Below are 20,720 nucleotides of genomic sequence, written 5' to 3'. Positions count from 1 at the left end.
CGCGTATTACCATCCTCTATTACGCTGCCCATTACGACCGTAATCGTCATAGGTAGAGCGTTCACTATCTCGCTTTTCGTGAGTAATTTCTCGGTTTAACGCATACAAGTCTTGAGTCAATTCCTGACGTTCGCGAGGGTCAAGTACGCGGTCGCGCCAGAAAATCTGCTCTTTACGCTCAATACGTTCTACATCACGCATTAAGTGCTTTGCTTCCCGAGACGAAAGTGACCCTTGGGCAATTCCGTCCGAAATTCGGCGACGAGCTTCGCGTTGAAAATCATCAATTCGGTCGCCCATATTTCCACCTCTTCCTCCACGGTTATCGTATCCACCACGATTGTTATATCCACCACGATTGTCATATCCATCACGGTCATTACGACGATTGTCGTAACGATCGTCATTGCGGCGATTATGGTCGTTGTTTCCCCATTGGGCATTGGCGCTACCGAAAGCTACTAAAATCATGGCTATTGCAAACACTAACTTTTTCATGGCCTTTATTTGGTTTGTGGTAAAACTTATTTTGCTTGGTTTTACTCTTAGAACGCTAAAATTGGTAAAGGTTTATAACGGCTCGGTTAATGATTGTTAATGGGTTTTTAAAAGATTTTATTAACTTGCTAAACCAACCTAAACTACTCTCTAATTCATCATCAACCAACATACCTTATGAAAGTATCTTTTCTCATTGGCGGCTTTCTTTTGCTTGGCACGTGTGTGCAGGCCCAGAAAATCATTAGCGGTTTTACCCCCTCCAATCAAACTAAACAGGAAAAAGCCGAACAGGAATACCGCACCAAGCAATCGGCAGAACGGTACAAAAATCATTTGTATAAACTGACCAGCGTGCCGCACTTGGCAGGAACGCCCGAAAACGAAAAAGTCCGCGACTACATCGTGGACGTAATGCGGAAGGCAGGCTTGCAAGTTGAAATTTTCCCGCATGATATTTATTTATCCAAAAGTCCGGGCGAAAGCATTGTTGAAGTTGTAGAGCCCATTCGGATGCCGCTCAATAATCGTGAGTTTATTTTGCCCGAAGACAAGTACTCAGGAGATTCACGGCTTACGCCCGGTTGGAATGCTTATTCGGGGTCGGGCGATGTTACTTCGGAGGTAGTTTATGCGAACTATGGCCGTAAAGAAGATTTTGAACAACTGAAAGCCATGGGCATTTCGGTCAAAGGAAAAATTGTCATTGCACGTTACGGCGGCAACTTTCGTGGTTATAAAGCCAAACACGCCGAAGCGGCAGGCGCAGCGGGTGTCATCATTTATACCGACCCCTACGATAGTGGTTATATGAAAGGAATTACCTTTCCCGAAGGCTCACAACCCAGCGATAATACCATTCAGCGCGGCTCATTGCTGACCGTTGATTTTACGGGCGATCCGCTTACGCCTTTTGAGCCCGCATTGCCTCTTGACGGCGTTAAGAAAATCAAACGTCTTGACCCCAAAGATGTAGCGTTTCATAAAATTCCCGTTACGCCTTTGCCCTGGGGTTCGGCCGTTGAAATCCTCAAACGCATGACTGGCAAAGCCGTGCCTGCGGGTTGGCAGGGTGGATTGCCCATGGCCTATCGTTTGGAAGGAGGTCCGGTGCTGAAAGTGCGGTTGAAAGTAAAGCAAGATAAAGATTTTGTACGCGTATATGAAGTAGTGGGTACGTTGACGGGGAGTGAATTTCCTGACGAATGGATCATTGCGGGTTGCCACTACGATGCTTGGTCGTATGGCTCTACTGACCCCAACAGCGGTACTGCTATGTTGTTGAGCTTGGCCGAATCTTTGGGGAAACTGCCGCAAAAACCTAAACGTACCATTAAAATCTGTCATTGGGATGCGGAAGAGCACGGCGTGATTGGCTCGACCGAATGGGTCGAACAAATGCGTGATGAATTGGCCGCCAAAGCCGTGGCTTACATGAATTACGATGCAGCAGTATCGGGGAAAATATTTGGAGGCAGCGCTTCGCCTTCGTTGAAAAAACTATTGATTGAAGCTTCTCAGGCCGTAGACTATCCCGATTCCAACAAAACGGTTTACGAACATTGGATGGCGCAAAAAGGGGGCAGAAGAGGCAGTACAGCAGCCATAAGCGGCTCAGCACCTGTTTCCAATGAAAGCGAACCTACGATTGGCAACTTGGGCGGGGGCTCAGACCACATCGCTTTTTATATGCACGCGGGAATTCCTTCCTTGAGTGCGGGCACCGGCGGTCCCACCTTGTACCACTCACAGTACGACGATTTGTTTTTCTACAATAAATTTGTGGACTCAACCTATAAAATGGGTCCGATGGTAGAACAGGTAGTAGGAACCATGTCGTTGCGTTTAGCCAACGCCGATATTCTGCCTTACGACGTTTCTCGCTATGCTACGGATTTGGCTACTCACCTCAAAACCGCCGAAAAAGCAATCAAAGTCTATCAGCCTTCGTACTCAATTGAGAAGTTGTTGGCGCAAGTGGAAACCTTAAAGCAAACGGCGGAAGCATACGAAAGTCGTATCAAGACATTATTGGCTTCTGACCAATTAGACAGAGCCAAAGTTGCCGCCATCAATAAAGAACTGAGGAATTTGGAAAAAGCATTCATTGACCCCAAAGGCATGGCTTACGGGCCTTGGTACCGGTCTTTGTACGCATCCTCAGACCCGTACAGCGGATACGCGTCGTGGATGTTGCCAGCATTTCAGTACGAAGCTTCTCTAAAATCAACGGTTAATTTGCCTGATATTGAAGCCCGTCATGCCAAAGCGATAGAAACGTTGAACTCCAAAATTGTGACCATGAATCAACAATTGGGCGGTGCCGCTTCTTCGTTGGGAGGAGGAAAGAATTAAGAAAAATAGTAAAATCGACTAATAAACCAACGTCGGCGAGGTTTTGAACGGGGACGCGGTACGCCGCCGCGGCCCAGTCCTCGCCGACGTTTACTTTTTAATCTTCAAACAAATTTCCTAAACCGCCTAATACGGAACCGCTTTCTTTACGAGCCTGCGGGCCATATTGAGAAAGACGATCTACTAATTTGGAAATAGGCATGGACTGAATCCAGCATTTTCCGGTGCCTTGCAAGGTAGCCAAGAAAATTCCTTCTCCCCCAAAAATCATAGATTTAAGGCTTCCTGCGCGTTGAACGCTGAAGTTGACCGAAGGTTCAAAAGCGACCACACAGCCCGTATCTACCCGCAGGGTTTCATTGTTCAATTGACGCTCGATCACCACTCCACCCGCATGGACAAACGCCAAGCCGTCTCCCTGTAATTTTTGTAAAATGAAACCTTCACCACCAAACAAGCCGCTTCCCAGTCGTTGATTGAAGTGAATGCTCAGTTTGGTACCCATTGCTGCGCAGAGAAATCCATCTTTTTGTACAATCAGCGAATTGCCGTAGATATTCGACAAATTGATAGGCATTACCGTACCAGGATAAGGCGCGGCAAAGGCTACTTTGCGTTTGCCATAGCCACGGTTGGTAAAATGGGTCATAAACAGTGACTCTCCCGTGAGGAGGCGTGTACCTGCCTGAAAAATCTTGCCCATGATACTTTGGGTAGCACTGGAGCCGTCGCCCATTTTGGTTTCAAACTGAATGCCGTCTTCCATGAACAACATGGAACCTGCTTCGGCAATGACCGTTTCGTTGGGGTCTAATTCGATTTCGACGATTTGAATATCCTCGCCGATAATCTTGTAATCAATTTCGTGTGAGTTCATTTTTTTGTAGTTGGTTATTCTTCGGGGTTTTCGTTTAAGTCATCGCGTGAGCGCAGTTTTTTATCATCCACGTGCTTGTTCAGGAACTGATTAATTTTATCAATATCAATCGTCGAGGTGATTTCTCCGAATGAATTGATTTTAATATCAAAGCCATCCAAATCTTTGTGAACACGCGGCTTTTCAGTGCTTTCGGGCGGGGTTGTTTTTTTCTTCGTCATATCCGTCGATTTTTTTACGAAAATAAGTAGCTCCAACACCATTCGCAACCTTGATTGACTAAGCGGTGACTTTTTGTTGTTTTTTGGTCAAAAAATAGGGCGAATGGTTCACTAAAATTTAGCACAAATTTAGCACAAACTTGATACTGAAATTGAATAAAACTTGGCGAGGTCAATTGTCCATATTCTTTTTTTGTGGAATAGCTTTTACAATACTCTTACAATTTGACTCCGTTTTTAACCCTCAAAATGACCTTCTTTTGCTGCTATTGCCCTTAGCTTGGGGAAGTATCACAGGCACAATTCCAAATTTCAAGTCCGACTCAATCGTCCTGACGCCAAAAAATGTTATGCTATTTTTGTGGCTTAACAAACTCGTTATTATCCCTTTAGTAATCCTGTTTGTAGGAAACATGATTCCGGTTGAGAGCTATATTAATCAGGATATCTCTACAGAAATCATCATAACCATTATTTCTTTTGTGGCCTTTGTAATAGGTTGGGGGCTCTTTCCGCAAAAACAGGCTATCCATCCCATTGTTGCTCTTAATTCTCTAAAAAGGTGGGCCGGAATTTATTTCACTATTGCCCTTATTTCTCTTTTTTTGCTTTATGGCTCGCTAAGTAATTATTTCTCAGGGGCGATTTTCACCTACGTAACCCTCGAAATCGTAGAACAAAACGGAACTGTTGGAGGTTTTCTGGCAAACGTAGGGCAACGATTTTGGCCTTTTGGTACACTTTTGGCGTGGTACGACCAGAAAAGAAAGAAAGCTGAAATTCATTGGTTGAAGCAGATTCTTTGGCTTTTACTTTGTTCAGCAGGTACGCTGAGTAGTAACCGGTCAAATATGGTATACCCATTTCTAATGTTTTTGAGCGTTATGTGTGTCCGTTGGCGAACGCGTCGTAAGTTTTGGCCTGCTTCAATAGCGTTAGCCCTTATTATACTGTCATTTTTCTTTGGCTATGTGCGTGTACAACCTTCATTAGATTCCGAACAGACAGGAATTCTTTTCGGCAATTATCTGGAACATGACGAATACATTCCTTATGCATATCAAATTTATTTCGGAAGTCCTTATCAAATCACCCCGTTGCTTTCCATCCACCCACCTTCATTTACACTTATCAATTCCCTTTTAGAGTCGATTCCAATCTTGGGAAAAGCGTTTCGAGAGCAAAGCGGCTCTTATATTTACAATTTGGCCTATCACAATTCTTTAGTATCTCAGGACAAAGTCATTCCCGTTGCAGGCGAATTATTCTACAATGGTGGCTATCTTTTAGTAGCAGCAGTATATATGGCTTTTGGGATAGTATATCGTTGGCTGGATACTGCTTTTAAAAACTGCGTAGTCACAAATTTGCCATTGGCAGCGTGTTTTTTCTACATCTCCCTGTTATTCAATGCAACACTGATTCTCAGCCTGTCTGTATTGGTACAATTTGCGTTGTATAATGCGGCTCCTGCGTTGTTGTTCATTGTCATAAATTGGTGGCAAATGCGTGAGGCTTCGTAAACATAGTTGGTTATATTTGCACCCTCATTTAACTCATCATCCCCAATTTCAAGTCGCTATCATGGAAAAAATTACCGTTGCTAATCCCGTCGTCGAATTGGACGGCGATGAAATGACCCGTATCATCTGGCGTTTTATTAAAGATAAACTTATTCTTCCCTATTTAGACGTTGATATTAAATACTACGATTTAGGCATCGAATACCGTGACGAAACCAACGACCAAGTAACGATTGACTCGGCTAATGCCATCAAACAATACGGTGTCGGTATCAAATGCGCTACCATTACTCCTGATGAAGACCGCGTAAAAGAATTCAATTTGAAGCAAATGTGGAAATCGCCTAACGGTACCATCCGGAACATCTTGGATGGAACGGTTTTCCGTGAGCCAATCGTTTGCAAAAATGTACCGCGTTTAGTAACTAACTGGGATTCTCCTATTATCGTAGGTCGTCACGCTTTTGGAGATCAATACCGCGCTACGGATTTTGTAACCAAAGGCAAAGGCAAATTAACCATCAAATTTGAAGGCGAAGATGGAACCGTTATTGAGCACGAAGTTTATAACTTCAAAGGAGACGGGGTAGCTATGGCCATGTATAACCTTGACGAATCTATCCAAGGTTTTGCTCGTTCATGTTTCCAAGTGGCTATGCAAAAAGGATGGCCTTTGTACCTTTCGACAAAGAATACTATTTTGAAGAAATATGACGGTCGTTTCAAAGATATTTTCCAAGAAATCTACGAAGCCGAATTTAAAGGAAAAGTACATTATGAGCACCGTTTGATTGATGACATGGTAGCTTCTGCCTTGAAATGGAACGGTAACTTTGTATGGGCTTGTAAAAACTACGACGGCGACGTTCAGTCGGATACCGTAGCACAGGGATTTGGTTCATTGGGTTTGATGACTTCGGTACTTCTTACGCCAAACGGACAGGTAATGGAAGCAGAGGCCGCTCACGGAACTGTAACTCGCCACTACCGCGAACACCAAAAAGGAAATCCAACGTCTACTAACCCAATCGCTTCTATTTTTGCATGGACACGCGGCTTGGCTTTCAGAGGCAAATTGGATGGCAACCAACCGTTGATTGATTTCTGCTTGGCGCTGGAGAAAGTGTGCGTAGAAACCGTAGAAAGTGGCAAAATGACCAAGGATTTGGCTGTTTGTATCTATGGCAACAAAGTAAATCACGGCGAACATTATCTCTATACTGAAGAATTTTTGGATGCGATTGATGCTAATTTACAGGCAAAACTTGCTGGAAACTAGGCGTTAAAGAATACATAAAGTAGACTTCATTGGCGAGGCTTTTATGCCTCGCTTTTGTTTTTTCAAGGTTTTAGGTGTTAATTTCGTCAAAAATTATTCTCAAGCGTGCAGCGTCTGTTCCTACTCTTTTTTCTATTTTACTACTCTGTATTCACTGCCTCCGCACAGCGACCCAACGGCTATTTTCTTACCGACAGCATTGAAATCGGCAAGCCATTTAAGTACGCATTAAGCTTTCGACACCTTCCCAGATTAGAAGTTTTCTTCCCAGACACCAGCGCTGATTTTCGCCCTTTTGAGGTTATCAATCAAGATTACTTTCCAACAGAAACGGGGCCCGCAGGCAGTTTAGACAGTGCAGTCTATACCTTAGTTTCCTTTGATTTAAAAAAAATCCAATCCATATCTGTTCCCGTCTGGATTATTAATGGACGAGATTGTACGGCTGTTTATTCTGCAAAAGATTCCATCCGGCTGAAGGAAATGATTCGAGGAAATGAAATGGATACGCTTCGTCTAAAAGCTGATACTCAGATCGTACCGCTTCGCAATCAAACCAACTTTCCCTTTATCCTGTTAGTAACTCTCCTGATATTATTGATAGGAACGGGGGTTTATTTGCTGTTTGGAGAAGCCTTGACCCGCCAATGGGAATTGTACCAAATGTTTCTGCGAAATAGAGAATTTCGGCGAAGCTTTTCTCGCCTTACTCGGGATATTAATGGAGCGAAAGGGATTGAAAACGCGGAGAAAGTGGTGGTACTTTGGAAAATTTACCTGCAACGTTTGGAACGCAAGCCGTACGCTACTTATACAACCAAAGAGATTATTGACAGTCTTCCTGATGAGCAATTGGCCGAGGCACTCCGCTCTATTGATGGAGTTATTTATGGTGGTGTTTCTTCGCGCAACACTGCCGATTCGCTCAACACGTTGCGAGACATAGCGGACCAAAGTTATCGTCAAAAACGAATAGAAGCATCCCAAAAAGTATCTCAAAAAACACCCTCCGTTTAAACTTATTTACTCTTCAAATCATGCCCAATTTCCTGATTATACCTTCAAACGCGGCTTTAGCCGATTTCAAAAAATACCGAATCGGTCAAATAGACGGGGCAAAAACACCCACTCTTAAATCCTTTTATCAAGCGATTGAGAAAGCGCTCTCTTTTCCGGAATATTTTGAACATAATCTCGAATCACTCGACGAACTTCTCAATGATTTGGAATGGATCAAACAGGCTGATGTAGCTTTATACATTACCAATACGGAAGGGTTTTTAGCTCAGGAAAAACCGGCTAAAATTCTGGAATTGTTTAATTTATTGGATGCTACCGCCGAAGATTGGAAGTGGGTTGATGATGACGAAGACGTTCAACAAAAAAACTTTAAAATTATCATTCAGGACAGCCCCAAAATCATAGGCCTGTTAGAGAAGGAGGAGATTGGATTTGATAGAATGGGAAGCAGGGATGTATGAAGTCAGATGTATGATGAAAGAATAAGGGTATTTCCTACCTCCTATTTCTTACTTCCTGCCTCCTATCTCTTATTTCCTTCTTCTTACCTAAAAATCAATAAAACGCATCCTCAATGTGGTGAATTTTGACGGTGTTTTGAGTAATAACGACTGATACTACATCAAATCGAATGTCGCTTTGCCAGTCTCGGTCAAAAATATACTGTTCAGCAGCTTTCATTATTAATCGTCGTTTGGTCGCATCTACAAATTCCTCGGGCATACCATAGCTCACATTCGTGCGGGTTTTGACCTCAACGAAAACTAAAATTTTGTTCTTTTTTGCAATAATATCAATCTCTGCGTGTCGGTGTCGGTGATTGCGGACTAAAATTTCGTACCCTTTTTCCTCCAAGTGAGTCACGGCTTTATCTTCGCCTAATTTACCCGTTTCTAAATGTTCAGCCATTGGTATGATTCACCTCCTTCGTTACCCTTCTGCCCGCCGGTATTCTTTTTGGTATTGCAAAGGAGACTTATTGGTTAAGTTTTTAAACTGACGGTTGAAGTTTGAGACGGTGTTGAACCCACTTTCGTAACATATTTGAGTCACAGAATATTTTTCTTCTACCAACAGCTTACACGCATACCCCACGCGAATTTCGCTTACAAAGTCCGAAAACGTCTTATTTGTTCGACTTTTAAAATAGCGACAAAAGGCTGCTTCTGTCATATTCGTAAGGGCAGCCACCTCATTGAGGCGAATTTCTTCCTTAAAATGCTTCATCACGTACTCGTGTACTTTTTGCATCCGTTCCGTCTCCGACACCTTATGCGTATTAACGTACCCCACACTCGTGATATACGAAACCTCCGATGAAAGCGAAATATGATGCAGCGTAGTAAGCATCTGCAAAACGGAGCCGAAGCCATCAGCCACAACGAGTTCCTGCAAGCTTTTTTTTACATGTTCACGCGCATTGCCCGTAATGTCAAGCCCTCGTCTTCCTTTTTCCAATAATTGTCGCAACGTGTGCATTTCGGGTTTTTGGAAAAAGTGTTCTCCCAAAAAATCTTCCGTAAAATACACGACAATTCCGTGCGTTTTCAAATCTGAGTTTCCCTCAAAATAAGCACGATCGCTGCGCCAAAGGTGCGGAATGTTTGGGCCTAAAAATACAGTATCGCCCGCTTCAAAATGCCGAATATCGTCTCCAATAAAACGTGTTCCGGAACCTTCCAAAACTGTAAAAACCTGATAGTGCGGATGAAAATGCCAATTTGAATCAAAGTGCGGCTCTATCAACTCAATGGCCGTAAAAGAAGCCGTGGGAAGATTGAGTTCTTTCCGTAGTGGGATACGCATAATTAGGATGGGTTAGCTTTATTTAACCAAAAATAACTAAAACAATTTGTATTATAGTTAAAATAAAGTCATAACCTTTTAGATAACTATATTAATTCCCAAGCACTCAGATAAGCATCAATGCTTTCGGTATACGAAATAAAGTCGGCATAAAACGGAAGTTGAGCGAGAGTAGCGCTATCACCGACTACCACCATTTTTTTACGAGCGCGAGTCATTGCCACGTTCATGCGCCGAATATCCGCCAAAAAGCCAATGTTTCCTTCCTGATTGCTGCGGGTCATGCTGATGTAAACAATGTCCCGTTCCTGTCCCTGAAAACTGTCTACTGTATTGGCAGAAATAAAGGCAAGATAGGGTTCAAGCTCAGGCACATGAGTTAATTGCTCATTGATTACCTGAATCTGCTGTTTATAAGGAGAAATAATCGCAATGCTTGGAAAGGTCTCGTTCGTAGTTTGTGCTTCCCACTGTAAGGCGAGTTGAATAAGATGTTTGAGCAATAGCCCCGCTTCTTCGGGGTTAGTACTGCTGGTACCTTCCAATTTTTCTTCAAAACCACAACCCGCCGTATCAATAAACAACACCGGTTTATCACCGGTAAACAGCAATCGTTTCGCTACCGAAGTGTGCGCTCTGAGCTTGTTTTGATAAAAAATTTGGGAAGAATAGCCCATAATCTGCTCATTCATACGGTATTGCTCTTCCAACAGCGTAACGGCCTCGGGATGAATCTCTACGCATTTTTCAAGGAGTGTCGTACTGAGTCCGCTGCGGGCTGCCGTGTCTGATTTTATCGTGGGAGATAATTGACAATGGTCGCCGGCTAAAATTACTTTTTGCCCTTTCAAAATGGGAATCCAACAGGCGGGTTCGAGCGCTTGGCCCGCTTCATCGATTACCACCGTATGATACCGCACATCGCGTACCGTATAATGATTTGAGCCAACCAAAGTAGCTGTTATCACCTGCGCTTTAGCTACCAAATCATCAATGATGTATTGCTCCGTATTGCCGACTTCCTTCATGATTTTGTGGGCTTCGTCAAAAAGCAACTTTCGTTGATCTCTTTCCGATTTTCCAAAGTTACGCTTGTACTTATGCGCCATGTTTTTGAATTCCTGCGCCTGCTTTTTGAGGCGTTTGGATTCTTTCATTTGGGGATGCTCGGCCATTTTACTATCCAACGTCAACGACATGAGTCGCTCGGTAACTCGATTGGGATTTCCCACCCGCAACACATTGAGTCCTTCTTCGTGCAGTCTCTCACTCAACAAATCTACAGCCGTATTGCTCGGAGCTACTACCAAGATTTTTTGGTTATCTCGCTTAGCCAACGCCTTAATAGCCTGCACCAACGTAGTGGTTTTCCCCGTACCCGGAGGCCCATGAACAATTGCCAGTTCGTTGGCATTCAGTATTTTATGCACAGCAGATTGTTGCGAAGAATTTAAGGTCGGAACAGGTACCTGAAAAGTTGGTACCTGAAAAGTCGACCCTTTCTCTCCCGTCAGAATTTGTACCAAACGCGTTATTGAATCGTTGGCACCTTTTGCGTCAATAGCCGTTGCCTGCTTGAGGGCAGACTGCATTTCTTCGTAACTGTTATCGTCAAAAAGCACATCGATACCCAACTTACCATCGCGAGTCCACTCGGGCAGCTCGTCGGTGCGCAAGGTAATTTTCAACCGATTAGCATTTACGTGGGTTACGGTGCCTTCCACTCGGTCATTTTTGGGATCATGATTTCCAAAAAATACGGCAGGCATTCCAAACCGAAACTGATGCGAAATATCTTGGTGAGTGGTGCGTTCCAGCTCGACAGTCAAGTAGTCTCCCCGACTCATTTCATTTCCTCGAATAGCCACAGGATACCACGTCAAACCATTGGCTCGACGTTCGGAAACGGAGGTCTGTTCGGTGAGTTTACGGTATTGATTATGGTCTTCTTCCCGTTCAATTTTCAATAACTCAAGCAACTTTTTAAAATAATCCATGCACAAAGGTAGGAGATATGGAGCAAATTGACCTTCTAAAAGAAGTTATGTCAGACGATTTTTAGAGAACGTATTTAGCCTGTACTAACTTAATTTTAACAGTCTTTTACTTATTGTTTTTAATTTTAATCAAAATACAGTCAAAATTTGCAAATAAAAAAGAGGTTTTTAGTATTATTTCTCCATAAAATTGCATTATGAAATACAGTATGAATTTGCTCCTTTGGGGCACTCAAATTGACGAAAGTCTTTTCCCAACGCTTGAATTGATTCACGAAATTGGATTTGAAGGAGTGGAGGTACCTATTTTCAATACCAATCCGAATGCTTGGCACAGTTGGCGCAAAAAATTAGACGAATTGGGACTTCACCGCGAATGTGATACGTTTTGCGGGCCAAACGAAAACCTTATCAGCCCTGACGCTTCCATCCGGGCTGATGCGCTTGCCAACCTCAAACGAATCGTAGACTGCGGCGCTGTGTTGGGAGCGACCAAACTCATGGGGCCGTACCATTCGGCTATGAGCGTTTTTACGGGTCAACCCGCTACCCCCGACGAATGGAAATGGGGCGTAGAAGGTGTTCATCAATTGGCCGAATATGCCCAAAGTCAAGGCATCGTTTTGGGCTTGGAATACCTTAATCGGTTTGAATTATATCTGACAAGTTGCGGCGACGAATTGATTCGTTTTGTAGACGATGTAGCGCATCCCAATTGCAAAATCATGTTTGATACCTTCCACGCCAACATTGAAGAGAAAAATATCGGTGACTGTATCCGTAAAATGGGCGACCGCATCTCGTTCATCCAACTCTCTGAAAACGACCGCAGCACTCCTGGCAAAGGCAATGTCGATTGGGCAGGAACATTTCAGGCCATTAAAGACATTAATTACGACGGTTGGCTGAGTATTGAAGCGTTCAGTCCTAAGCTTCCCGCCGCTAATATTTGGCGAAAAATGTTTGATTCCGAGGAACAATTGATGCGGGATGGCTTGGCTTTTATTCGCAACTCATGTAACCACATAGGCATATAGAACACATAGTTTCTTTATACACAGTGCTCTATATTTCAAAGAAAAATAAATATACCCCTCAAAAACCTAAAACTACTATGTGACCTATGTCACTATGTGGTTGCAAAAATCAAACCATACTATGTCTAAAAAAATCAACATCGCTATTGTAGGGCTCGGTTTCGGAGCCGAATTTATTCCCATTTATCAGCGCCATCCTAACGCGAATATATACGCTATTTGTCAGCGGAATGTCGAAAAACTCAACGCCATCGGCGATGCTTTCAACATTGACGTACGTTATTCAGATTACGACGAATTGTTAAAAGACCCCAATATTGACGCCGTTCATATCAATTCTCCCATCCCCAACCACGCCGAACAAACCTTAAAGGCCTTGCGCGCGGGCAAACACGTGGCCTGTACTGTACCGATGGCGACTTCGGTAGCCGACTGTCTGGAAATCGTAAAAACCTGCAAAGAAACGGGCAAAAAATACATGATGATGGAAACGGTGGTGTATGCTCGTGAATTCCTATTTGTGAAAGAATTATACGAAAAAGGCGAGCTCGGCAAGGTACAGTTTCTGAAAGCTTCACATCAGCAGGACATGGAAGGGTGGCCGGACTATTGGCCCGGTTTGCCTCCTATGCACTACGCTACGCACTGCGTAGGACCGGTAGCCGGTTTGTTGCGATTGGAAGCAGAATACGTTTCGTGTTTTGGTTCGGGAACAATTCATGAAGATTTAGCCAAAATTCACAATTCACCTTTTGCGGTGGAGTCAGCACATATCAAGTTCAAAGACAGCGATTTAAGCGCTTATGTATACCGCTCGCTGTTTGACGTAGCGCGTCAGTACCGCGAAAGCTTTGAGGTATATGGCTCTAAAAAATCCTTTGAATGGCCGCTTATCGAAGGAGAAGAAGCCGTCATTCATACTGCCAAAAAAGAAGAACACGAAATTCCGGAACGCGTAACTACGCCCGATTATGCGCATTTGTTACCCGAAGAAATTCAGGCATTTACCACGGGAGGGGTATACGACATTACGGAAAACACGCACCTTTCTTTTACACAGGGAGGAGGCCACGGCGGCTCACACCCGCACTTAGCGCATGAGTTTTTATCGGCTTTGGTCGAAGATCGTGACCCGTTCCCCAATGCAGTCCAATCGGCCAACTGGACGTCGGTCGGTATTTTGGCGCACGAATCGGCCATGCAGGGTGGCAAGATTATGTATTTGCCCGATTTTAATGGGTAAACGACATATTTTTTTCTACAAATATTACGCCGCTCTGCGGCTTATTTAAAGGTGAAACGCACCGTAATATTTGTAGAAAAACACCAGTTTCAAAACCCCAAAGGTGCAGCGCACCGTAATATTTGTAGAACATGGCAAACACCTATACACAGCTTTATATCCAAATTGTCTTTGCTGTCAAAGGTCGTGAAAGCCTTATTCGTAATACATGGAAAAATGAATTATACGCGTATATAGGAGGTATAATTAAAGAGCAAGGGTCAAAGCCATTGGCAATCAATGGAATGTCTGACCATATCCACATCTTTATTGGGTATGGCACTTCCGTTTCTCTTGCTGACTTAGTTGAAGAAATAAAAACTTCATCAAACAAATTCCTGAAATCGCATTTTCGTCATAACAATTTCAGTTGGCAACGTGGCTATGGAGCTTTTTCATACAGCAGGTCACAAATTGACGCGGTAATTAAATATATCAACAATCAAGAAGAACATCATCGAAAACGAACATTCCGAGAAGAATACCTAAAAATGCTGTCTGATTTTGCAATAGAATACGACGAACAATATTTATTTGATTTTTTGGAAGAGATAGAACACTAATTGTAAAAACATTACCTGATTTCTAAAATGAAACGTCTCCTACCCATTGTTTTGCTTGCAATTTTGATGTGGCAATGCGCTACTCAAAAACCGGCACAAACGGCCCAATCTAACCAACCCGTGACCCCGCGCCGTCTGGAAATTCTTTTTCTGGGCGACAATGGCCACCACCGCCCCATTGAGCGTGTACCCGCCATCATGTCTGCGCTGGGAAGCAAAGGCATTAACTTTACGTATTCTGACCAATTGGACGACCTCAATCCAACCAACTTGGCCAAATATGACGGCGTTTTACTTTATGCCAACTGGGATACCATCAGCAAACCTCAGGAGCGCGCCTTGGTAGACTACATCGCGAGTGGTAAAGGGTTTATTCCCGTTCACTGCGCATCGTATTGTTTCCGCAATTCGGATGAATTGGTCAAAATCATGGGCGGTCAGTTTTGGCGGCATACGTGGGATACCATTCGCCCCGTTTGGACCAATCCCAATCACCCTGCCATCATGGGTGTGAAGCAATTCAAAACACTGGACGAAACGTATCTGCACAGCAAACTCCAACCTGATAACTTAGTACTGACCGAGCGAGAAATTCAGCCTGACCAGTACAAAGACAAACCTAATACCAAAACCGAACCTTACACCTGGGTACGTACGCACGGCAAAGGCCGCATTTTCTACACGGCATACGGCCACGATGACCGTACTTGGAGTCAGCCGGAGTTTATGAAAATGTTGGAAAAAGGGATTCGTTGGGCCGTAGGAGAGCAAGCGATTTCAAATTTGACCGCACTTGACCCATTGCCTTTTACGTACAAAGAAGCCAAACTTCCCAATTACGAAAAGCGCCCTGGGCCTCAACTGGAGCAAAACGCCGTGACTCCGCAGGAATCCATGAAACACATTCAGGTTCCGGCCGATTTTACGTTGGATTTGTTTGCCGCTGAGCCAAATGTTCAACACCCCATCGCCATGAGCTGGGACGAGCGCGGACGGTTGTACGTGTTAATTACCAAAGATTACCCCAACGAGCGTAAAGATACAGGTGGCACTGACTATGTTTTGATCTGTGAAGACACCGATAAAGACGGCAAAGCCGACAAATTCACGCGTTTTGCGGAGGGGTTGAGCATCCCGACGGGTATGGTGTTTGCCAACGGCGGTTTGATTGTCAGCCAGGCACCGCACATGGTCTTCCTGAAAGATACCAACGGCGATGACAAAGCTGACGAAAAGAAAATCTTATTCTCCGGTTTTGGTACGGGCGATACGCACGCAGGTCCGAGCAACTTGCACTACGGCTTCGACAACTGGATTTGGGGTTGTGTGGGTTATTCAGGCTTTGAAGGAAAACTGAAAGAGAATGCGGACAGCCTTAAATTCGGTCAGGCGTTCTTCCGTTTCAAACCTGACGGTTCTAAAATGGAGTGGATTACCAGTACGTCCAACAATACCTGGGGCTTTTCGTTCAACGAAGCAGGCGATGTATTTGGCTCCACGGCCAACAACTCACACGGTTGGTACATGGCGATTCCGCACCGTTATTTCACGGGCAATACAGGCATGGGCCGCGACAACGGAAGCCGCGGAACCGATACCCACAAAGATATGAAGACCGTTACCCCACGCATCCGTCAGGTGGACGTGTTTGGAGGTTTTACCGCTGCTTCGGGGCATAATTTCTATACCGCACGGGCGTTCCCTAAGAAATACTGGAATCAAATTGCCTTCGTCACGGAGCCTACCGGTCACGTGGTACACCAAAACCAAATGGTTAAAAACGGTACCGATTACGAAGACAAAGAAGCCTTTAACCTAATGGCGGGCGTGGACGAGTGGTTTTCACCTGTTTTTGCCGAAGTAGGTCCTGACGGTGCCGTTTGGGTAGCCGATTGGTATAGCTTTATCATTCAGCACAATCCTAAGCCGGATGGCTTCAAAATGGGTACCGGAAATGCGTACGAAACTGACCTCCGCGATTACACCCACGGTCGGATTTACCGCGTAGGCTACAAACAAGCGCCTGCGTATACGCCAGTTTCATTGAGCAAAGACCGTCCCGCAGAATTGGTAGCGGCTCTCAAAAACTCTAATATGTTTTGGCGTACTCAAGCCCAGCGCTTGTTGGTTGAACGAGGAAATAAAGATGTAGTTCCTCAATTAGTTGCCTTCGTAAATGACCCATCTGTTGACGAAATTGGCCTTAATCCTGCCGCGATTCATGCGCTTTGGGCTTTGCAGGGCTTGGGAGCTTTGTCCGACGAAAACGTCCTGAAAGCAGTAACCGCCGCGCTGAAACACCCAAGTGCCGCTGTTCGCAAAAATGCTTTGCAGGTATTGCCTCCTACCACCGCTACCGCTCAGGCACTTTTAGCGAATAATATATTGAATGACAGCGAGCCTTTGGTGGTACTCAATTCACTTTTGAAATTTACCGAAACACCGTTAACTCCTGACGTTGAAAAGGCCGTTTTGGCTCGTTTTGAAAGTTCAACCGAAGCCGACGACCGTTGGCTGCCCGATGCGTTTTCCATTATTTTGAATGCGCACAGCGGCAAATTGATGAAAACCTATTTGGCCAAACGTACTGTTGGAATGAAAGCAGAGATCGGACCGTCGCACGGCGGACCGTCGCAAGGCACAGCACCCGCTCCGATGAACCATGACCACAGCGCCATGCACGGACCCAATGCTTCCACGGCCCAAGCAGCCGATGCCAATCACGCAGCCCACACGGCTACTAAACCCGACTTGGCTATTACCAATATCACGACGACTCCCGCTCAACCTTTTGTACGGGAATATGCGGCGGTGACCATTGAAGTGACCAACAAAGGAGCGGCCATTCCGAAAGAAACGGTTCCGGTCGTGAAAGTTCAAATCGAAGGATTAGGATTGAAAATCAATAACGTGAGTTATCAATTGAAAAATGGTATCGGCGCGGGAGAAACCATTCAATTGGTTGAAAATAATAATGGACCTTGGGTTGGACGATTCGGATTTACGGCTGAACAGGCAGGAAAATTACGCATCAGTGCTTCTATCGACGCCGACAACCTGATTCCGGAAGAAGATGACGTGAAGAACAATTCGTTCAGCAAAACATTTGATGTAAAACGACCTGCCAAACTTTCTGACTTTGCGTTAGAGCGCGCCGCACGGAGTTATGCTTCTTCTACAATCAGTCCGGACTCCGTTGTTGCGTTGATTGCCAAAGCCAATACGTTGGACAGCGACGCTCGCTACGCGGTCTTGAAAGGGATTGTAAATGGTTGGAATCCTCGTCGCAAAGTGACCACCAACGATGCTAATAAAATGTTGTTGGTAAGCACCAAAGAAACAATTTCGGAAGATTTGAAAGCTAAGTTTACGGGCATTGTAGAATCTTTCGGGGCTAATGCTTTGGTTCCGGTTGACCCGAATTTGCAGATTGTCAAAATCAAGTCTATCAAAGAGGCAATGAAGTTTGATGTCAAAGAGTTTACCGTAATCGCAGGCAAGCCTGTTGAACTAACATTCGACAATCCAGATGCAATGCAACACAACTTAGTGATTATCAAGCCAAAATCTACCGACATCGTGGGAAATGCGGCTGATAAGATGATTACGCAAAAAGATGCGGCCGAGAAAAATTATGTGCCTAATCTGCCTCAGGTAATTGCGTTCACGCCGTTGGTCAATCCCGACCAAACGTACCGTCTTACTTTCACGGCTCCGACCGAACTGGGCAATTACCCGTACATCTGTACTTTCCCCGGCCACTGGCGCCTGATGAACGGGGTGATGAAAGTAGTGAAAGAGGAAGTGAAAACAACGAGTAAATAACCTAAATCGTAGAGCCGCAAAATTTTGCGGCTCTACTGCTTCACTGGATAATTCTGATGAAAGAAGGCGAACGTGAGAACAATTATAAAAAAGAATCCCGACTGAGAAGTCGGGATTCTTTTTGTAACTAACTCTGAATCAAAATTTTTGAAGTGCTACTTTTTGATTCAGTCTGTAAACGAATCAGATAAAAACCTATCTTCTCGGCGCTTAAGTCTAAGCTGAAATAATTTTGCCCCTTTACCGTTTGTTCCTCTCTTTGCTGAAGAATCAGTCCACTCAATCCCACTACCTGTACATTTAATTTCTCGGCTTTTTCAGCAACGTAGCCGACATTTATGATACCCGTTGACGGATTTGGAAAAACACTTATTTGTGGCTGTTCTTCCATTTCTTCAACCGAGTTTCTCGCGCCTGAAACTGACACCAAACGTATGTTATCAAAATAGGCCGTGACATTATTGGCTGTATAGTTTTGGAAATGGATTCGTTTGATTTGGGAAGGATTCCCTAACTGTGCAAGTGAAACAATGTACTCTGTCCACACATTGGCAGTTGTCGTAAAGGTATAACCGGACGCATCTCCTCCCGTATCTGTGGCAGAAGTATATACTTTAACAGTAGTGGCAGTTGGTGTCCGTAGCCAAAAACGCACCGCTGTACTCGCTGTACTCGCTGTCGTATTTACCGTCGTTGATACTTTTCGCAACGACAACGCTCCCCAAGCAGTATAATCTACCTTTGCCGATTTTGTACCTACTTTCACAGGAGTCGTATTATTGAAGTTTCGAGTTGTAGCCCACGACCAATCATTCCAGTCTGTATTGAGGGTTTCGTCATACACCACAATCGTCGAAGCTCCGCAAGCCGAGGTAGTGGCAGAAACTGTGTTGCTGCTTGCCGACTGATTTCCTGCCGCATCTTTGGCTTTTACGCTAAAGCTATACGCTGTACCGCAAGCCAAACCGATAACGGCATAAGTTGTTCCGGTAACCGTACCATTTAGTAAGGTTGCCCCTTGATACACCTGATAATTGGCTACGCCTATGTTATCCGTTGAAGCCGTCCAAGTCAGCGTCAAACCTGTTTGGCTGATGGCCGAGGCGGTTAAATTGGTTGGAGCAGTAGGTGCCTGAGTGTCAGGACAGGTAAGCGTAGTGGGAGTGACCACATTACTTACGGGCGATGTATTTCCTGCCGCGTCTTTAGAAGTTACACTGAAATTATATTGCGTTCCGCAGGCCAATCCTGTTACAGTATACGTTGTTCCCGTCACTGTTCCGCTTACCAAAGTCGTTCCTCGATACACTTGATAATTAACTACGCCTACGTTATCAGTGGAACCCGTCCAAGTCAAGGTCAAACCCATTTGACTGATATTGGAAGTGGCTAAGTTCGTCGGTGAAGTAGGCGCTTGGGCGCTTGGGTATCGGGACAGGTAAGTGTCGTTGATTGGGCTGTATTGCTCGTTAATGAGGTATTTCCTGCGGCGTCTTTGGCCGTCACGCTAAAATTGTACTGCGTTCCGCAGGCTAACCCTGTCACGGTATAAGTTGTACCGGTCACTGTCCCGCTTAACAAAGTTGTTCCTCGATATACTTGGCAATTAACTACCCCTACGTTATCGGTTGAACCCGTCCAAGTCAAGGTCAAACCCGTTTGGCTCACACTCGAAGCTGCCAAATTGGTCGGTGCAGTCGGGGCCTGCGTGTCAGCGGCAGGAGCCGTTGTCAATTGAATATTGTCAAAATAAGCAGTGACACTATTGGATGAATTATTCTGAATATTAATTCTGCGAATCGCGGTAGGAGTACCCAACGCTGCCATAGTTACCGTAATTTCCTGCCATTGATTTGCAGTAGTTGTAAAATTATAATTAGAACTGAACGCACCGCTGTCGTCCGTTTGCGTTTGAAGCGTAAAGGCATTCGCACCCGTACTGTATACCCAAAACTTGAGAGCTAAATTGGCCGCAGGATTGAGTATTGTATTTCTTCGTACCGAAAAACCTCCATATCCTGCGTAATCTGCCCGAATGGATTTGGTGCCTTGCTGCACAGGACTTGTCGTGTTTAAATAGGTTGTAGTACTCCATGACCAATCCGCCCAATTGGCGTTCAAAGCATCATCATAGACAATTTCACCCGTTGAGCAGGCAGTCGTCGTAGTTGAAGCGGTATTACTTGCGGCGGAGACATTTCCGGCAGCGTCTATCGCTTTTACTGTAAAACTACATTCTGTAAATAAAGGTGGCAAATAGTTAAATTTGGACTAAACTACAAAATCATGCTAAAAGCAACCATAAAAATTGAGGATGAAACAGGCCAAGTAATCGAAAAGACAGTGACCTATTTAGAGAAGAGCCTTCATTTAGGTACATTTTCAGCAATAGAAACCCTGATGGAAGACATTAAACAAAGCACTTTTCCAGAAATAG

The 20,720-nt window shown here is 44.5% G+C and carries 17 protein-coding genes; 9 read left to right on the top strand and 8 right to left on the bottom strand.

Annotated features, from left to right (window positions below):
• Positions 1 to 6: 6 nt before the first annotated feature.
• Positions 7 to 498, bottom strand: a complete 492-nt coding sequence (locus tag Q0081_RS06330; protein WP_298350433.1) for a hypothetical protein — start codon at positions 496 to 498, stop codon at positions 7 to 9.
• A 177-nt stretch (positions 499 to 675) separates the two neighbouring features.
• Between Q0081_RS06330 and Q0081_RS06325 the strand changes: the two genes are divergently transcribed.
• The gene (locus tag Q0081_RS06325) at positions 676 to 2,853 is read left to right on the top strand and encodes a M28 family peptidase (RefSeq protein WP_298350430.1); all 2,178 of its coding nucleotides are present in this window, start codon (positions 676 to 678) and stop codon (positions 2,851 to 2,853) included.
• A 97-nt stretch (positions 2,854 to 2,950) separates the two neighbouring features.
• On the opposite strand, the gene Q0081_RS06320 is transcribed toward Q0081_RS06325, so the two are convergent.
• The gene (locus Q0081_RS06320) at positions 2,951 to 3,730 is read right to left on the bottom strand and encodes a TIGR00266 family protein (RefSeq protein WP_298350429.1); all 780 of its coding nucleotides are present in this window, start codon (positions 3,728 to 3,730) and stop codon (positions 2,951 to 2,953) included.
• 14 nt (positions 3,731 to 3,744) lie between these two features.
• Positions 3,745 to 3,951: a hypothetical protein gene (locus Q0081_RS06315; protein WP_298350428.1), complete on the bottom strand. Its 207-nt coding sequence runs from the start codon at positions 3,949 to 3,951 to the stop codon at positions 3,745 to 3,747.
• 359 nt (positions 3,952 to 4,310) lie between these two features.
• Between Q0081_RS06315 and Q0081_RS06310 the strand changes: the two genes are divergently transcribed.
• The 4 genes from Q0081_RS06310 to Q0081_RS06295 all read left to right on the top strand — a co-directional run bounded on the left by Q0081_RS06310 (position 4,311) and on the right by Q0081_RS06295 (position 8,234).
• Complete coding sequence (locus Q0081_RS06310) at positions 4,311 to 5,474, top strand: hypothetical protein (RefSeq protein ID WP_298350427.1); 1,164 nt, start codon at positions 4,311 to 4,313, stop codon at positions 5,472 to 5,474.
• Between the two features lie 61 nt (positions 5,475 to 5,535).
• Entirely contained in the window at positions 5,536 to 6,753 is a 1,218-nt protein-coding gene (locus Q0081_RS06305) for an NADP-dependent isocitrate dehydrogenase (RefSeq protein WP_298350426.1), read from the top strand.
• Between the two features lie 105 nt (positions 6,754 to 6,858).
• The gene (locus tag Q0081_RS06300) at positions 6,859 to 7,770 is read left to right on the top strand and encodes a hypothetical protein (protein ID WP_298350424.1); all 912 of its coding nucleotides are present in this window, start codon (positions 6,859 to 6,861) and stop codon (positions 7,768 to 7,770) included.
• Between the two features lie 20 nt (positions 7,771 to 7,790).
• Positions 7,791 to 8,234 carry a barstar family protein gene (locus tag Q0081_RS06295; RefSeq protein WP_298350422.1) on the top strand — a complete coding sequence of 148 codons (444 nt, stop codon included), beginning with the start codon at positions 7,791 to 7,793 and terminating at the stop codon, positions 8,232 to 8,234.
• Positions 8,235 to 8,328: 94 nt separating this feature from the next.
• Here Q0081_RS06295 and Q0081_RS06290 read toward each other — a convergent pair whose 3' ends face one another.
• The 3 genes from Q0081_RS06290 to Q0081_RS06280 form a co-directional block, all read right to left on the bottom strand.
• Complete coding sequence (locus Q0081_RS06290) at positions 8,329 to 8,682, bottom strand: YraN family protein (protein WP_298350420.1); 354 nt, start codon at positions 8,680 to 8,682, stop codon at positions 8,329 to 8,331.
• A gap of 21 nt (positions 8,683 to 8,703) precedes the next feature.
• Entirely contained in the window at positions 8,704 to 9,579 is an 876-nt protein-coding gene (locus Q0081_RS06285) for an AraC family transcriptional regulator (RefSeq protein ID WP_298350418.1), read from the bottom strand.
• A gap of 86 nt (positions 9,580 to 9,665) precedes the next feature.
• Complete coding sequence (locus Q0081_RS06280; protein WP_298350416.1) at positions 9,666 to 11,576, bottom strand: AAA domain-containing protein; 1,911 nt, start codon at positions 11,574 to 11,576, stop codon at positions 9,666 to 9,668.
• A 197-nt stretch (positions 11,577 to 11,773) separates the two neighbouring features.
• Here Q0081_RS06280 and Q0081_RS06275 point away from each other — a divergent pair, with 197 nt between their 5' ends.
• From Q0081_RS06275 to Q0081_RS06260, 4 genes are all read left to right on the top strand, one after another.
• Entirely contained in the window at positions 11,774 to 12,613 is an 840-nt protein-coding gene (locus Q0081_RS06275; RefSeq protein WP_298350414.1) for a sugar phosphate isomerase/epimerase, read from the top strand.
• 121 nt (positions 12,614 to 12,734) lie between these two features.
• Entirely contained in the window at positions 12,735 to 13,856 is a 1,122-nt protein-coding gene (locus Q0081_RS06270) for a Gfo/Idh/MocA family protein (protein WP_298350413.1), read from the top strand.
• A 131-nt stretch (positions 13,857 to 13,987) separates the two neighbouring features.
• The gene (gene tnpA, locus Q0081_RS06265) at positions 13,988 to 14,458 is read left to right on the top strand and encodes an IS200/IS605 family transposase (RefSeq protein ID WP_298350412.1); all 471 of its coding nucleotides are present in this window, start codon (positions 13,988 to 13,990) and stop codon (positions 14,456 to 14,458) included.
• Between the two features lie 27 nt (positions 14,459 to 14,485).
• Positions 14,486 to 18,283 (top strand): PVC-type heme-binding CxxCH protein, encoded by a 3,798-nt coding sequence (locus tag Q0081_RS06260; RefSeq protein WP_298350410.1) that lies wholly within the window; start codon positions 14,486 to 14,488, stop codon positions 18,281 to 18,283.
• A 127-nt stretch (positions 18,284 to 18,410) separates the two neighbouring features.
• Here the strand turns inward: Q0081_RS06260 and Q0081_RS06255 are convergent, their stop codons facing one another.
• Together Q0081_RS06255 and Q0081_RS06250 are read right to left on the bottom strand one after the other, a co-directional pair.
• Positions 18,411 to 19,652: a fibronectin type III domain-containing protein gene (locus tag Q0081_RS06255; protein ID WP_298350408.1), complete on the bottom strand. Its 1,242-nt coding sequence runs from the start codon at positions 19,650 to 19,652 to the stop codon at positions 18,411 to 18,413.
• A 20-nt stretch (positions 19,653 to 19,672) separates the two neighbouring features.
• The gene (locus tag Q0081_RS06250; RefSeq protein WP_298350407.1) at positions 19,673 to 20,539 is read right to left on the bottom strand and encodes a fibronectin type III domain-containing protein; all 867 of its coding nucleotides are present in this window, start codon (positions 20,537 to 20,539) and stop codon (positions 19,673 to 19,675) included.
• Positions 20,540 to 20,720: the final 181 nt, after the last annotated feature.

Source organism: Runella sp. (assembly GCF_027484545.1).
GTDB lineage: Bacteria > Bacteroidota > Bacteroidia > Cytophagales > Spirosomataceae > Runella.
Note: the sequence above shows the minus strand (reverse complement) of the source record. Positions and strands in the feature narration are given on the sequence as shown.